We start from the raw sequence: 15,175 nt of genomic DNA, 5'->3' as shown, positions 1-15,175 counted from the left end.
CCATTGAATGACGATGGGGTAGTGTAACCCGTTTTTCATGCATCCTTCAGCCCAATGTGAGGATTTGCGAGGCGTTATCCTGAATATGACTTTCCCGGTGCAACCGACATTTTTTCTTTCGAGCCGTCTCGAAGAATGCGTTAACGGCACAAAAGGGGATGCTAAAAGGCTTGCAAACTCCGCTGGCTCTTTAACAATATGAAGCTATCTCTCCACTCGCGTGGACCATTATTGCGATAGCACACTGGGACTTTATTTATGGCATTCACTCCATTTCCTCCCCGTCAGCCAGCCGCCAGCGCGCGTCTGCCGCTGACGCTTATTTCACTGGAAGACTGGGCGCTGGCGACGATAACCGGCCCGGACAGCGAAAAGTATCTGCAAGGCCAGGTGACGGCGGACGTTACCGAACTCGGCGAGAATCAACATCTGCTGGTAGCGCACTGCGATGCCAAAGGCAAAATGTGGAGCAACCTGCGCCTGTTCCGTCACGGTGATGGTTTCGCCTGGATTGAACGTCGTAGCGTGCGTGACACGCAACTCGCGGAAATGAAAAAGTACGCGGTTTTCTCGAAAGTGACCATCGCGCCGGACGACAACGCCGTGCTGCTGGGCGTCGCGGGTTTCCAGGCGCGCGCGGCGCTGGCGAACCACTTTACTACGCTCCCGGATGAGCAAAACCCGCGTGTGGTGGACGGCGCTACCATGCTCCTGTGGTTCGGCCTGCCGGCGGAGCGCTTTATGGTGATTACCGATGCTGACACCGCAGGCCAGCTTACGGAAAAACTGCGTGGCGAAGCGCAGCTCAATGCCAGCGCACAATGGCTGGCGCTGGACATCGAAGCCGGTTTCCCGGTGATTGACGCGCCGAACAGCAATCAGTTCATTCCGCAGGCCACCAACATTCAGGCGCTGGGCGGTATCAGCTTCAAAAAAGGGTGTTATGCAGGCCAGGAGATGGTGGCGCGGGCGAAATTCCGTGGCGCGAATAAGCGCGCGCTCTGGTATCTGGCGGGGCATGGCAGCCGCGTGCCGCAGCCTGGCGAAGATATTGAAATGCAGATGGGCGAAAACTGGCGTCGTACCGGTACGGTGCTGGCAGCCGTGCAGCTGGATGATGGCCATCTGCTGGCGCAGGTGGTCATGAATAACGATCTGGAGGCCGGTACGCTCTTTCGCGTTCGTGAAGAGAGCGGCGCGCATACGTTACACATCGAGCCGCTGCCCTACTCGCTCGAAGAGGCATAACCGCCTGATGCCTGTATAAGGGCAGTCACGCCGCCAGGTGGCATCAGCCGCCTGGCGGACAGTGTGCGAAGAAAGCACAAGTCAGTGAAAACGGTTAGCGCGGCGCGCAAGCCTCAGCGAATGTAGAGGTAGATGGCCAGAAAATGACAGACGCTGCCGCCCAGTACGAAACCGTGCCAGATGGCGTGGTTATACGGGATGCGTTTGCAGACGTAAAAAATGACGCCCAGCGAATAGATGATGCCCCCGGCGGCAAGCAGCGTCACGCTGGCAGGCGCAAGCTTCATCACCATCTGATAAATCACAACCAGCGACAGCCAGCCCATCAAAAGATACGTCACCAGCGACAACACCTTAAAGCGATGCGCGATGGTGAGCTTAAACAGGATGCCGAGCAGCGCCAGGCCCCAGATAACGACCATCAATCCATGCGCCAGCGGAGATTTAAGCCCCACCAGCAAGAACGGGGTATACGTGCCTGCAATCAATAAGTAAATCGCGCAGTGGTCAAACTTTTTAAGCCAGATTTTGGCGCGCGCGTGCGGTATAGCGTGGTACAGGGTAGAGGCGAGGAACAGCAAGATCATGCTGCCGCCGTAGAGGCTATAACTGGTAATGGCGGTGGCGCTGGCATTGCTGTCCACGGCCTGGATAAGTAACAGGACCAGCCCGACTATCCCGAACACCAGCCCTATCCCGTGACTGATGCTGTTGGCTATTTCCTCAGCCAGTGAATATCCCTGCGCAAGTAATGGTTTACGAACCATGTGGCGACTCCGGTAAAACTGAATAAAAAAAACGCAGCCCACATAGCCTAACTGAGAATGATTCCAGTGAACACCTGTTCGCTAAAATAAATCTGTGACAGCCCGTAACTCTCTGGCGCAGCGGCTCTCGCCGCCCTGGTTACTGCCTGCCGCTGATCGATAATTCACTCAGCAACCTTTTTAAAAGCAATCACATAGAAATCGTTAAGCCCAGGGTAAATCGCTGTGATGACCTGTTTAAGTTCAGCCAGCGTCATATTTTCCTGGCGCGCGTGTTCGTCGTTAAGCTGTGCCAGGGTGACCGGCGTCACGCTCAGCACCTCAAGGGTGCAGAAATAGCCGTTATCTTCATAGCGCCCGGTGCGCAGCCGCTGGCCTGGGGTGAAGTGCGCTTCACTGCCGTCACGAATGGTGATCGTTTTGGTCCCGGCGAGGATATCCTGCTGGAAACGGGTATAAAAAGTGATGTCGTTTTTCATCATGCGTTCCTTAAAAGTAACGGCTTATCATAAGCCTGACGGCGCCCAGGCGCTATCCACAGACACACCCCACACGCATAAAGAGTGGCGCACGCTGGTGTGATTTATGGCAGCATGAGCGAGCCGATACCGCTGATAACAGCGCCGGAGCCCGAACGCATTGACCAAAGGATGTTGTGCCGTGACGATGTTTACCCATTCCGCTGTCGCCAGCCTCAATAATCTTGAGATGATGGTTTACAATTTTGTGGTCAAAAACCGCGATAAGGTGATGTACATGACCATTCGCGAACTGGCGGATGCGGCAGGTGTATCCACCACCACCGTGCTGCGTTTTTGTCGCAAGATGAATTGCGAGGGGTACTCCGAATTCCGCGTGCGCTTTAAATTATATCTGGAACAAAATGAACCGCAGCAGGCGAATTTTGGCGCCAGCGAAATAATTAGTTTTTTCCGAAGCGTGAATAATGACGAATTTGATGCACTACTGGAGCAGGCGGCGGAAATAATTTTACAGTCTGAACGTATTATTTTTGTCGGTGCAGGAACATCCGGCGCGCTGGCAAAATATGGCGCAAGGTTTTTCTCAAACGTCGGTAAATTCAGTAACCATATTGACGATCCTTATTTTCCGGTAACCAGCGACATGGCTAAAAATGCGCTGGCGATTGTGCTGTCGGTATCTGGCGAAACAGAAGAGATCCTGCGTTTCGCCAGTCAGTTCAGCCTGCACAACTGTAAAGTGCTCTCTGTGACCAGCCATGAGAACTCATCGCTGGCGAAGCTTGCTGACTTTAATCTTTCCTGGCATATCCCGCAGACGCGCATCGCGGGTGTGTATGATATTACGACGCAAATCCCTGTTATTTATATTTTAGAAACTCTCGGTCGTAAGCTGGCGAAAAAACTCGCATAAAAAAACATCCTGTTTTTCATTTGTAACAAGTCACGCCATACGCTATTTGTTATAGCGTGACTTTTCACTTCCCTTTGTTAGACTCGCAGCCAGCCTCAATAACTTTATCGTTATTATTCCCTTTTATTATTTTTGTTAATGAGATGACACGATGAAAAAGCTTACATTACCGAAAGACTTTTTATGGGGCGGCGCGGTCGCGGCGCATCAGGTAGAAGGCGGCTGGAACCAGGGCGGCAAAGGGCCAAGCATTTGTGACGTGCTGACCGGCGGCGCGCATGGCGTACCGCGTGAAATTACGCAGAGCGTCGTGCCGGGCAAATATTACCCGAACCATGAAGCCGTCGATTTTTACGGACATTATAAAGAAGATATTAAACTCTTCGCCGAAATGGGCTTTAAGTGTTTCCGCACGTCGATCGCCTGGACGCGGATTTTCCCCAACGGCGATGAGACGCAGCCCAATGAAGCGGGGCTCCAGTTCTATGACGATATGTTTGATGAGTTGCTGAAATACAACATTGAGCCGGTGATTACCCTCTCTCACTTTGAAATGCCGCTGCATCTGGTGCAGCAGTATGGCGGCTGGACGAACCGCAAAGTGGTGGATTTCTTTGTCCGCTTCGCCGAGGTGGTGTTTGAGCGCTACAAAAATAAGGTCAAATACTGGATGACCTTTAATGAGATCAATAATCAGCGCAACTGGCGCGCGCCGCTGTTTGGCTACTGCTGTTCCGGCGTCGTCTACACCGAGCATGACAACCCTGAAGAGACGATGTACCAGGTGCTGCATCATCAGTTCGTGGCAAGCGCCATGGCGGTGAAAATCGGCCATCGTATTAACCCGGCGATGAAAATCGGCTGCATGCTGGCGATGGTGCCGCTCTACCCGTTCTCGTGCAAGCCCGAAGACGTGATGTATGCGCAGGAATCTATGCGCGAGCGTTATGTGTTTACCGATGTTCAGCTGCGTGGCTATTACCCGTCTTACGTGCTGAATGAGTGGGAGCGTCGCGGCTTTAACATCAAGATGGAAGCGGGCGATGATGCGGTTCTGCGTGAAGGCTGCTGCGATTATCTGGGTTTCAGCTATTACATGACCAACGCCGTTAAAGCCGAAGGCGGTAGCGGCGATGCGCTCAGTGGCTTCCAGGGTAGCGTGCCGAACCCGCATGTGAAAGCGTCTGACTGGGGCTGGCAGATTGACCCGGTCGGCCTGCGTTACGCGTTGTGTGAGCTTTACGAGCGTTATCAGAAGCCACTGTTCATCGTGGAAAATGGCTTTGGCGCTTATGACAATGTGGAAGCGGACGGCAGCATTAATGACGATTACCGCATCGATTATCTGCGCGCCCACATTGAGCAGATGATGAAAGCGGTGACGTATGACGGCGTGGATCTGCTGGGCTACACGCCGTGGGGCTGCATCGACTGCGTTTCTTTCACCACTGGTCAGTACAGCAAACGCTACGGCTTTATTTATGTGAACAAGCACGACGACGGCACGGGCGATATGTCACGTTCGCGCAAGAAGAGTTTTGCCTGGTACAAAGCGGTGATCGCGAGCAACGGCGAGACGCTTTGATGTGATGATGCCACGAATAGTCGCGCCGGGTTTGCAGTCGCGGAGCGACTATTTCGGTGGGTGCGCTGCGCTTACCCACCCTACGGTTCTGAAAATCGCGCCCGGTTTGCCACCGTGGCGCGGGTATCTGGCGGGTGCGCTGCGCTTACCCACCCTACGATTCTGAAAATCGCGCCTGGTTTGCCACCGTGGCGCGGGTATCTGTTGGGTGCGCTGCGCTTACCCACCCTACAGTTCTGAAAATCGCGCCTGCTTTACCGCCGTGGCGCGGGTATCTGCTGGGTGCGCTGCGCTTACCCACCCTACGGTTCTGAAAATCGCGCCTGGTTTACCGCCGTGGCGCGGGTATCTGGCGGGTGCGCTGCGCTTGCCCACCTTACGGTTTTGAAAATCGCATCCGGTTTGCCGCCGTGGCGCGGGTATCTGGTGGGTGCGCTGCGCTTACCCACCCTACGGTTCTGAAAATCGCATCCGGTTTGCCGCCGTGGCGCGGTTATCTGGTGGGTGCGCTGCGCTTACCCACCCTACAAAAGAGGCATGTTTCTTCCGTAGGGCGGGTAAGCGCAGCGCACCCGCCGCAAACACCCACCCAAATCACTCCGGCTACGACCTATTTCCCGCCCGCCAGATCGAGAAAACTCCCCGTCACGTACGAGGCTTTGTCGCTCAAAAGCCAGGCGATCGCTTCTGCGACCTCTTCCGGCTGTCCGCCGCGCTGCATCGGCAAGGCGGCTTTCACGCGGTCAACGCGTCCGGGCTCGCCGCCGCTGGCGTGAATGTCGGTATAGATAAGTCCCGGGCGCACGCCGTTGACGCGAATGCCCTGCGCGGCGACCTCCAGCGACAACCCAATCGTCAACGAATCCACCGCCCCTTTTGATGCCGCGTAATCGACATATTCGCCAGGCGCGCCAAGCCGCGAGGCGGCAGACGACACATTCACAATCGCCCCACCCTGCCCGCCGTGATGATGCGCCATTCGCTTCACCGCCTCACGGCAGCACAGAAAGTAGCCCGTCACGTTGGTAGCAAGCACCTTGTTGATACGCTCCGCGGTCAGGTTCTCCGTCATGCATTGGGTAAACAGCACACCCGCGTTATTCACCAGCGCGCAGAGCGGCTCGCCCTGCTCGTCAATCGCGCTGAACATCGCCATAACCTGCTGCTCATCACTGATGTCGGCCTGAATGGCAAACGCGCGACCGCCGCTGGCCGCGATCCGCTCTACAACCCCCTGCGCCGCCGCAGCGTTATGCAGATAATTCACCGCCACGGTGTAGCCCTGCGCGCCCAGCAGGAGCGCCGTCGCTCTGCCAATGCCGCGGCTCGCGCCGGTGATAAGTGCAACGGACATACTTCTCTCCTTTTCATCGTGTGGGATACAGAAAGCTTGCAGTACCTTATCCATCCGCGCGACATAGGAACACTCTACCAATCAGGTAGTGTGGCTATAAAAGCGGGCGGCGCGGAATAAAAAAGGGCGCCGAAGCGCCCTCTGTAATGTAATTTTTTATGCCTGATGTTACTGATACTCGCTCATCGGCACGCAGGAGCAGAAGAGATTACGGTCGCCGTAGACATCATCGAGACGCTTCACGGTCGGCCAGTATTTATTCTCAAAGCCCGCCGGGAAGGCCGCCAGCTCGCGGCTGTAAGCATGTTTCCACGTCTGCGCCAGTTCGCGCTGTACATGCGGCGCGTTTACCAGCGGGTTGTCGTCCTGCGGCCACTCTCCCTGCGCCACGCGGTCGATTTCACTGCGAATCGCCAGCATCGCGTCGATAAAGCGGTCCAGCTCGATTTTGCTTTCCGATTCCGTCGGCTCGACCATCAGCGTGCCCGCCACCGGGAAGGACATGGTCGGCGCGTGGAAACCGTAGTCGATAAGACGCTTGGCGATATCCAGCTCGCTGATACCGGTCGTCTCTTTCAGCGGACGAATATCCAGAATACATTCGTGCGCCACGCGGCCATCGCGGCCGGTGTAGAGTACCGGATAGGCGTCTTTCAGGCGGCTGGCGATGTAGTTCGCATTGAGGATGGCCGTCTGGCTCGCTTTTTTCAGCCCCTGCGCGCCCATCATGCGGATATACATCCAGCTTATCGGCAGAATCGACGCGCTGCCGAACGGTGCGGCGGAAACCGCACCCTGTGAGGTCAACATGCCTTCAATCTGCACCACGCTGTGGCCCGGCACGAACGGCGCCAGGTGCGCTTTCACACCAATCGGGCCCATGCCCGGACCGCCGCCGCCGTGCGGAATGCAGAACGTTTTATGCAGGTTAAGGTGCGACACATCCGCGCCGATGTAGCCCGGCGAGGTGATGCCCACCTGGGCGTTCATGTTGGCGCCGTCGAGGTAAACCTGGCCGCCGTACTGATGCACGATGTCACACACTTCGCGGATGGTTTCTTCATACACGCCGTGGGTGGACGGGTACGTCACCATGATGCAGGAGAGCTTATCGCCCGCCGTTTCGGCTTTGGCGCGCAGATCGGCGAGATCGATATTGCCCTGTTTATCACAGGCGACCACCACCACCTGCATCCCCGCCATCTGCGCCGACGCCGGATTGGTGCCGTGCGCGGAGCTCGGGATAAGGCAGATATCACGATGGCCTTCGTTGCGGCTCTCGTGATAATGGCGAATCGCCAGCAGGCCCGCGTATTCGCCCTGCGCGCCGGAGTTCGGCTGCATGCAGAGCGCATCGTAGCCGGTGAGTTTCACCAGCCAGTCGGAGAGCTGGCTAATCATTTGCAGATACCCTTCCGCCTGATCCGCCGGGCAGAACGGATGCAGCTCGGCGAATTCCGGCCAGGTGATGGGGATCATTTCCGCCGCCGCGTTAAGTTTCATGGTGCAGGAGCCAAGCGGGATCATCGCCTGATTCAGCGCCAGATCCTTACGCTCAAGGCTGTGCATATAGCGCATCATCTCGGTTTCGCTGTGGTAGCGGTTAAAGACCGGATGCGTCAGGATCGCGTCGTCGCGAAGCATCGCGGGCGGAATCGAGCGGCTGTCATGCGCCACGTCTTTATCCAGCGCGTCGATATCCACCGCCGCGTCATCGCCCGTGATCGCGCGAAGCAGCGCCAGCACGTCGGCGCGGGTGGTGGTTTCATCAAGCGTGATGCCCACCGCGCCCGGAATATCGCTTCGCAGGTTGATTTCACTGGCCTGCGCGCGCGCCAGCACGGCGGCTTTATCAGCGACGTCAACGCACAGCGTGTCGAACCAGGTGGGGTGACGCAGCTTCAGCCCTTTCTGTTGCAGGCCCGCGGCCAGAATATCAGCAAAACGGTGAATGCGGCTGGCGATGCGCTTCAGCCCTGCCGGGCCATGGAACACGGTATAGAGGCTCGCGATATTGGCCAGCAGCACCTGGGAGGTACAGATGTTGGAATTCGCTTTCTCGCGGCGAATGTGCTGCTCGCGCGTCTGCATCGCCATACGCAGCGCGGTGCGCCCGGCGGCGTCTTTTGACACGCCGATAATGCGCCCGGGCATAGAGCGTTTAAATTCATCGCTGGCGGCAAAGAACGCGGCATGCGGGCCGCCATAGCCCATCGGCACGCCGAAACGCTGGGCGGAGCCGAACACGATATCGGCGCCCTGTTTACCAGGCGCGGTCAGGAGCACCAGCGCCATAAAATCGGCCGCCACGCTCACAATCACTTTGCGGGATTTCAGCTCGCTTATCAGTTCGCGGTAGTCATGCACTTCACCGGTAGTGCCGACCTGCTGCAACAGCACGCCGAAGAGATCCTGATGATCGAGCGCCTTTGGCGCGTCATCGACGATCACTTCAAAGCCGAACGTTTCGGCGCGGGTGCGGACCACATCCAGCGTCTGGGGATGCACATCGGCGGCCACGAAGAAACGGTTAGCGTTTTTCAGCTTGCTGACGCGTTTGGCCATCGCCATGGCTTCCGCCGCCGCGGTGGCTTCATCCAGCAGCGAGGCGGAGGCGATATCCAGCCCCGTCAGATCCAGCGTTACCTGCTGGAAGTTCAGCAGCGCTTCCAGACGCCCCTGCGACACCTCTGGTTGATACGGCGTATAGGCCGTGTACCAGCCCGGATTCTCCAGCATATTGCGCAGGATAACCGGCGGCGTGTGCACCGCGGTGTAGCCCATGCCGATATAGTTTTTAAAGCGTTTGTTGCGCCCGGCGATGGCTTTGAGCTCCGCCAGCGCGGCGAATTCGGTGGCGGCGTCGCCGACATCAGGCGGTGTCTCAAGCTGGATATCCGCAGGAACAATTTGCGAAATCAGCGCATCCAGCGAGTCCGCGCCAACGGTGCGCAGCATCTCCTGCTGCTGGTCAACACCCGGTCCGATATGGCGCTCGATAAAAGCGTCGCGATTTTCCAGGTGGCTCAGGGTCTGGGTCATGGGCGATATTTCCTGAAACGTGCAGTGAGGCAAATAAATGCGATGGTAAGTCGAGCTCCCGCCGGGAGCGGCGCGGGCGAATGCGGTGCCCGCGCGTGCCCCTGACGTTATGCAGGGGCGTGGTCCCGTGAATTACTCGTCTTCTAACAGCGCTTCATACGCGCTGGCATCCAGCAGCGCGGCCACTTCGGCCTCATCGCTGGCTTTGATTTTGAAGATCCAGCCCTGGCCGTACGGCTCGCTGTTGACCAGCTCTGGCGAATCGCTCAGCGCGTCGTTGACGGCCACGATCTCGCCGCTGACCGGCGCGTAGATGTCGGAGGCGGCTTTGACGGATTCCGCGACCGCGCAGTCGTCGCCTGCATTAACGGTCGTGCCGACGTCCGGCAGATCGACAAACACCATGTCGCCCAGCAGCTCCTGCGCGTGCTCGGTGATCCCGACGGTGTAAGTGCCGTCAGCTTCTTTACGCAGCCATTCGTGTTCTTTGCTGTATTTCAGTTCGTTTGGCACATTGCTCATTGCTTCTCTCCTGATAACAAAACTTACTGCGTGACCGGCTTACCGGCGCGCACGAAAACGGGTTTAGTGACTTTCACGGGCATTTCGCGGTTGCGGATCTGCACAATGGCAGTATCGCCGATACCCGCAGGAACGCGAGCCAGCGCAATGCTATAGCCAAGCGTCGGCGAAAAGGTGCCGCTGGTGATAATGCCTTCGCGGGCGTTGCCCTGGTCATCGGTGAAACGCACCGGCAGTTCGCCGCGCAGCACGCCTTTTTCCGTCATCACCAGGCCAACCAGCTGTTCGGTGCCGTTTTCACGCTGGGCTTCCAGCGCGTCGCGACCGATAAATGCGCGATCTTCTGGCTGCCAGGCGATCGTCCAGCCCATGTTGGCGGCGAGCGGCGAAACGCCTTCGTCCATCTCCTGGCCGTAAAGATTCATGCCCGCCTCAAGACGCAGCGTATCGCGCGCGCCAAGGCCGCACGGTTTTACGCCCGCTTCCACCAGTTGGCTCCAGAATCCGGCCGCTTTTTCATTCGGCATCGCGATTTCATAGCCCGCCTCGCCGGTGTAGCCGGTGGTGGCGATAAACAGGTCATCCGCCTGCACGCCGAAGAAGGGCTTCATGCCGTCTGTCGCTTTACGCTGCGCGTCGTTAAAGAGCGTGGCGGCTTTCGCCTTCGCGTTCGGCCCCTGGACGGCAATAAGGGAGAGATCGTCGCGCACGGTCACAGAAACGCCATACGGTTCGGCGTGCTCATTGATCCAGGCGAGATCTTTTTCGCGGGTGGCGGAGTTCACCACCAGGCGGAAATAGTCTTCCGTCATGAAATAAACAATCAGATCGTCAATCACGCCGCCGGAGGCGTTGAGCATGCCGGTGTAGAGCGCTTTGCCCGGCTGGGTCAGCTTCGCCACATCGTTCGCCAGCAGGTAGCGCAGGAATTCGCGGGTACGCGCGCCGCGCAGGTCGACAATGGTCATGTGGGAGACATCAAACATCCCCGCGTCGTTACGTACCGCATGGTGTTCATCAATCTGCGAGCCGTAATGCAGCGGCATCATCCAGCCGTGGAAATCCACCATGCGCGCGCCGCAGAGGTTGTGCTGTTCATACAACGGGGTTTGTTGAGCCATCTTTTCCTCATCCTGTCAGCCGGGTTGGTGTGGGTTTCAGACGGCGCAACGCCCTGAATGAAACCCGGCGCCGACGCCGATCCCGGCGGCAACGCAAACGTTATCTTGCGTCTGAACTTATCACCGAACGGGGGCGTAAACCATAAGGCAAGCTGGGCCATCAGATTAGCTTATGACCAGAAATCGTTTTACACCCGGCAGCATGAAACACTGCCTGAAAGGTTTCAGGTGCTACCAAAACGCTAACGCTTTGCCGTCTTTTCAAAATAAGCGGGCAGAAATCGCTGTTTTGAGGGGAAATTCATGGAAGTGAAAATTTCGAGAGATTAAAAAAACTAATCCGAAAAAGAGAGTGAAATTAGAATATTTCAAACGGGGAGAGACTTCTCTTTCCGGGGGCCGGAAAGAGAAGTGTGACGCAGTTAACGCAACCACTCCGGCAGATCGTTAAGCCCCATCGCCTGGCGAATCAACTGCGGTTTAACACCCGGCAGTTTATCGGCAAGCGTTAAGCCCAGATCGCGCAGGAGCTTTTTCGCAGGATTCGAGCCGGAGAAAAGCTCGCGGAAGCCCTGCATACCCGCCAGCATCATCGCGGCGGCGTGCTTGCGGCTGCGCTCGTAGCGGCGCAGATAGAGATGCTGCCCGATATCTTTGCCCTGCTGATGCAGACGGCGCAGTTCGCTTATCAGCTCCGCGGCATCCATAAAGCCGAGGTTAACGCCCTGCCCGGCCAGCGGATGAATGGTGTGCGCCGCGTCGCCGACCAGCGCCAGACGGTGCGCGGCGAACTGACGCGCGTAGCGGCCGGTAAGCGGAAAGACCTGCCGCTCGCTCTCAAGGGCGCATAAGCCGAGGCGATTATCGAACGCCACGCAGAGCGCCTGATTAAATGCCGACACCGGAGCCTGCTGCATCCGGTCGGCTTCCTGAGGAGAAAGCGACCAGACAATAGAACACAGATGCGGGTCGCTAAGCGGCAGAAACGCCAGAATGCCGTCGCCGTGGAACGCCTGGCGCGCCACGCCGCCATGCGGTTCATCGGTGCGGATCGTGGCGACCAGCGCGTGATGCTGATAATCCCAGGACGTCAGCGGGATTTCCGCCTTCGCGCGCAGCCAGGAGTTTGCGCCGTCGGCGCCGACGACCAGACGCGCCGTCAGCATGTTGCCGTCTTCCAGCGTGATAAAGGCTTCGTTTTCGCCCCAGGCGACCTGTTGCAGCGTCGCGGGCGCCATCAGCGTTACTGATTTGCACTGCTGCGCTTTTTGCCACAGCGTGTAGTGGATCACCTGATTTTCGATAATGTGCCCGAGATGGCTGAAGCCGAACGCCTCGTCATTAAACGCGATGCGCCCAAAACTGTCTTTCTCCCAGACTTCCATGCCGTGGTACGGCGCGGCGCGCTGGCGAATAATAGCGTCCCAGACGTCGAGCCGCTTGAGCAGGGCTTCGCTGGCGGCGTTGATTGCCGACACGCGCAGCGCCGGGGGCGCGCTCGCGTCCAGCGGTTCCGGCGCGCGCTGCTCCAGCACCGCGACGCGCAGCCCGCTGCCTTCCAGCCCGCACGCCACCGCCAGCCCGACCATGCCGCCGCCGACAATCGCTACATCTACACTTTGCACATTCGACTCCTTAGCGCGGCACCCAACCGAGGGTGCGTCTGGCCAGCGCGTCACGCGCCGGGGTAAATAAATCCATGGCCATCAGGCCAAGGTTGCGCCCGACCACCAGCGGCGACCAGCGGTTGGCGAACAGCTGCACCAGCCCGTCGGTAACGCCGATCGTCGCGGCTTTATCCTGCTCGCGGCGCTGTTGATACGCGCTGAGCACCGGATACGCGCCGATATCCTCGCCGCGCGCGAAAGCCTGCGCCAGCGTCTCGGCGAGCGTCATCACATCGCGTAGCCCAAGGTTAAACCCCTGCCCTGCGATCGGGTGCAGCGTCTGGGCGGCGTTGCCAACCAGTGCGGTCCGGTGTGAGATCACGCGCGACGCGAGGCTTAACGCGAGCGGATAACCGCTGCGCGCGCCCGCGTGCGTGATACATCCCAGCCGCCAGCCAAATGCGGCCTGGAGTTCCTGGCAAAAACGCGCATCGCTCCAGCCAAGCACTTCAGCCTGTTTGTCGAGAGGGTGGCACCAGACGAGCGAACTGCGACCGCCCGACATCGGCAGCAATGCCAGCGGGCCGTGTTCGGTAAAACGCTCGAAGGCGCGCCCCTGATGCGGCAGCGCGGTCGCGACATTCGCGATGATTGCCGCCTGATGGTAAGGCTGCTGACGCCATTCGATGCCGCACTGCGCGCCAATAGAGGAGCGCGAACCGTCGGCCGCGACCAGCAGTTGCCCTTCCAGCGTGTCGCCGTTATCAAGCTGTACGCTGACTGCCGCTTCACAGCGGGTAATGCTCGTCACGCGCGCCGGGCAGTGCAGATGAACGCCCGGCGCCTTGCGCAGCAGGCTGAAAAGCCGCTGACCGGCGTCGTGCAGCTCCACGACATTCCCCAGCGCCTGTGTCTGGTAATCTCGCGCGTTCAGCGTCACAAACCCGGCGTGACCGCGATCGCTGACGTGAACGGTGGTGATAGGCGTAGCGCAGGGCGCGAGCGCCTGCCAGACGCCAACGCGCGCCAGCTCGCGGCAGGTGCCGTCGGCAAGCGCGATGGCGCGGGCGTCAAAGCCCGGATGCGCGGCGGACTCCGGCGCGCTGGCTTCCACCAGATGCACCGGCAGCGCGCCATGGGTAAAGCGGGCGATCGCCAGCGCCAGCGTCGCGCCAGCCATACCGCCGCCGGCGATAATCACGCTCATGAGCGCGGCGCTGCCGCCATCAGCGCTTCGATATCGTCCGCCGATTTCACCACGCTGGCGGTCAGGTTTTCATTGCCGGTTTCCGTGATGACGATGTCGTCTTCGATACGAATACCGATGCCGCGATATTCTTCAGGCACGTCGGCGTCCGGCGCGATATAAAGCCCCGGCTCAACGGTGATGACCATGCCTGGCGCCAGGATACGCGAGCGATCCGGGCCGTAGAAGCCGACATCATGCACATCCAGCCCCAGCCAGTGGCTGAGCCCGTGCATAAAGTACGGACGATGCGCGTTTTCCGCGACCAGCTGCTCCACGTCGCCTTTGAGAATGCCAAGCCCGACGAGCCCTTTCACCATTACGCGCACCACGTCGCCGGTCACATCCTGAATCGAGGTGCCCGGACGGAAGAGACGCAGCGCGGTTTCCAGCGATTCCAGCACGATGTCATACACCGCGCGCTGGGCAGGCGTGAATTTCCCGTTGACCGGGAACGTGCGGGTGATGTCTCCCGCGTAGCCTTTGTATTCGCAGCCCGCGTCGATCAGGACCAGGTCGCCATCGCGCAGCTGGCTTTCGTTTTCGGTGTAATGCAGGATGCAGCCATTTTCGCCGCCGCCCACGATGGTGTTGTAGGAAGGAAAGCGCGCGCCGTGGCGGGTGAATTCATGCAGAATTTCGCCTTCCAGCTGGTATTCATACATGCCTGGACGGCACGTCTGCATGGCGCGAATATGCGCCAGCGCGCTGATTTCACCGGCGCGGCGCATGACGGCCAGCTCTTCCGGGGATTTAAACAGGCGCATTTCATGTACCCAGGGGCGCCAGTCGGTGAGCGTGGCGGGCGCGGAGAGATTCTGACGTGCGCCGCGGCGCAGTTTATCCAGCGCAGTGAACACGATGGCGTCGGCGTAGGGGTATTCGCCCTGCGCGTGGTAGACCACATCCAGCCCGTTCAGCAACTGATAAAGCTGCTCGTCGATTTCGTTGAACGCCAGCGCCCGGTCGACGCCAAGCTTCGCCGGGGCCGCCTCCTGGCCGAGACGACGGCCAAACCAGATCTCCGCGGTTTTATCGCGCAGACGGTTGAAGATAACGCTATGACTGTGCGTTTCATCGCTTTTAATCAGCACCAGCACCGCTTCGGGTTCATTGAAGCCGGTGAAGTACCAGAAATCGCTGCTCTGGCGGTAAGGGTATTCGCTGTCGGCGCTGCGCGTCGCTTCCGGCGCGGCGAAAATCAGTGCCGCGCTGGCCGGGGCCATTTTCGCCAGCAACGCCTGACGGCGTCGCAGAAACTCTTGCTGTGTCATTGCACCTCCTGAGT

General features: G+C 58.8%; 12 protein-coding genes. 3 read left to right on the top strand and 9 right to left on the bottom strand.

All coding sequences use genetic code 11. The annotated features are described in order from the left end of the window. Positions 1–258: 258 nt before the first annotated feature. A complete protein-coding gene (gene ygfZ, locus AACV31_RS16320) occupies positions 259–1,248 on the top strand; it encodes a tRNA-modifying protein YgfZ (RefSeq protein ID WP_165155395.1) in 990 nt (329 codons plus the stop codon). A 113-nt stretch (positions 1,249–1,361) separates the two neighbouring features. Here ygfZ and trhA read toward each other — a convergent pair whose 3' ends face one another. Together trhA and yqfB are read right to left on the bottom strand one after the other, a co-directional pair. Next, positions 1,362–2,015, bottom strand: coding sequence for a PAQR family membrane homeostasis protein TrhA (trhA, locus tag AACV31_RS16315; protein WP_075197985.1), 654 nt, complete (start codon positions 2,013–2,015; stop codon positions 1,362–1,364). A 164-nt stretch (positions 2,016–2,179) separates the two neighbouring features. Beyond that, positions 2,180–2,494: a N(4)-acetylcytidine aminohydrolase gene (yqfB, locus tag AACV31_RS16310; RefSeq protein ID WP_105539042.1), complete on the bottom strand. Its 315-nt coding sequence runs from the start codon at positions 2,492–2,494 to the stop codon at positions 2,180–2,182. 187 nt (positions 2,495–2,681) lie between these two features. Here yqfB and AACV31_RS16305 point away from each other — a divergent pair, with 187 nt between their 5' ends. After that, a complete protein-coding gene (locus tag AACV31_RS16305; protein WP_032807505.1) occupies positions 2,682–3,410 on the top strand; it encodes a MurR/RpiR family transcriptional regulator in 729 nt (242 codons plus the stop codon). 151 nt (positions 3,411–3,561) lie between these two features. Continuing rightward, positions 3,562–4,995, top strand: a complete 1,434-nt coding sequence (locus AACV31_RS16300; RefSeq protein WP_075197988.1) for a 6-phospho-beta-glucosidase — start codon at positions 3,562–3,564, stop codon at positions 4,993–4,995. Positions 4,996–5,605: 610 nt separating this feature from the next. Here the strand turns inward: AACV31_RS16300 and AACV31_RS16295 are convergent. The 7 genes from AACV31_RS16295 to pepP all read right to left on the bottom strand — a co-directional run bounded on the left by AACV31_RS16295 (position 5,606) and on the right by pepP (position 15,161). After that, entirely contained in the window at positions 5,606–6,349 is a 744-nt protein-coding gene (locus AACV31_RS16295) for an SDR family oxidoreductase (protein ID WP_165155397.1), read from the bottom strand. Between the two features lie 168 nt (positions 6,350–6,517). After that, a complete protein-coding gene (gcvP, locus tag AACV31_RS16290) occupies positions 6,518–9,391 on the bottom strand; it encodes an aminomethyl-transferring glycine dehydrogenase (protein WP_165155399.1) in 2,874 nt (957 codons plus the stop codon). A 132-nt stretch (positions 9,392–9,523) separates the two neighbouring features. Then, positions 9,524–9,913, bottom strand: a complete 390-nt coding sequence (gene gcvH / locus AACV31_RS16285; RefSeq protein ID WP_004385667.1) for a glycine cleavage system protein GcvH — start codon at positions 9,911–9,913, stop codon at positions 9,524–9,526. Between the two features lie 23 nt (positions 9,914–9,936). Continuing rightward, positions 9,937–11,034, bottom strand: a complete 1,098-nt coding sequence (gcvT, locus tag AACV31_RS16280; RefSeq protein WP_015742404.1) for a glycine cleavage system aminomethyltransferase GcvT — start codon at positions 11,032–11,034, stop codon at positions 9,937–9,939. Between the two features lie 422 nt (positions 11,035–11,456). Next, positions 11,457–12,659, bottom strand: coding sequence for an FAD-dependent 2-octaprenylphenol hydroxylase (gene ubiI, locus AACV31_RS16275; protein ID WP_165155401.1), 1,203 nt, complete (start codon positions 12,657–12,659; stop codon positions 11,457–11,459). Between the two features lie 10 nt (positions 12,660–12,669). Next, positions 12,670–13,848: a 2-octaprenyl-6-methoxyphenyl hydroxylase gene (gene ubiH / locus AACV31_RS16270; protein WP_165155403.1), complete on the bottom strand. Its 1,179-nt coding sequence runs from the start codon at positions 13,846–13,848 to the stop codon at positions 12,670–12,672. Continuing rightward, positions 13,845–15,161 carry a Xaa-Pro aminopeptidase gene (gene pepP, locus AACV31_RS16265; protein WP_015742408.1) on the bottom strand — a complete coding sequence of 439 codons (1,317 nt, stop codon included), beginning with the start codon at positions 15,159–15,161 and terminating at the stop codon, positions 13,845–13,847. Before pepP ends, ubiH begins: the two co-directional genes overlap by 4 nt. Between the last annotated feature and the right edge of the window lie 14 nt (positions 15,162–15,175).

This window comes from Cronobacter sp. EKM101R (assembly GCF_963888145.1).
In the GTDB taxonomy this organism is placed as follows: domain Bacteria; phylum Pseudomonadota; class Gammaproteobacteria; order Enterobacterales; family Enterobacteriaceae; genus Cronobacter; species Cronobacter turicensis.
Note: the sequence above shows the minus strand (reverse complement) of the source record. Positions and strands in the feature narration are given on the sequence as shown.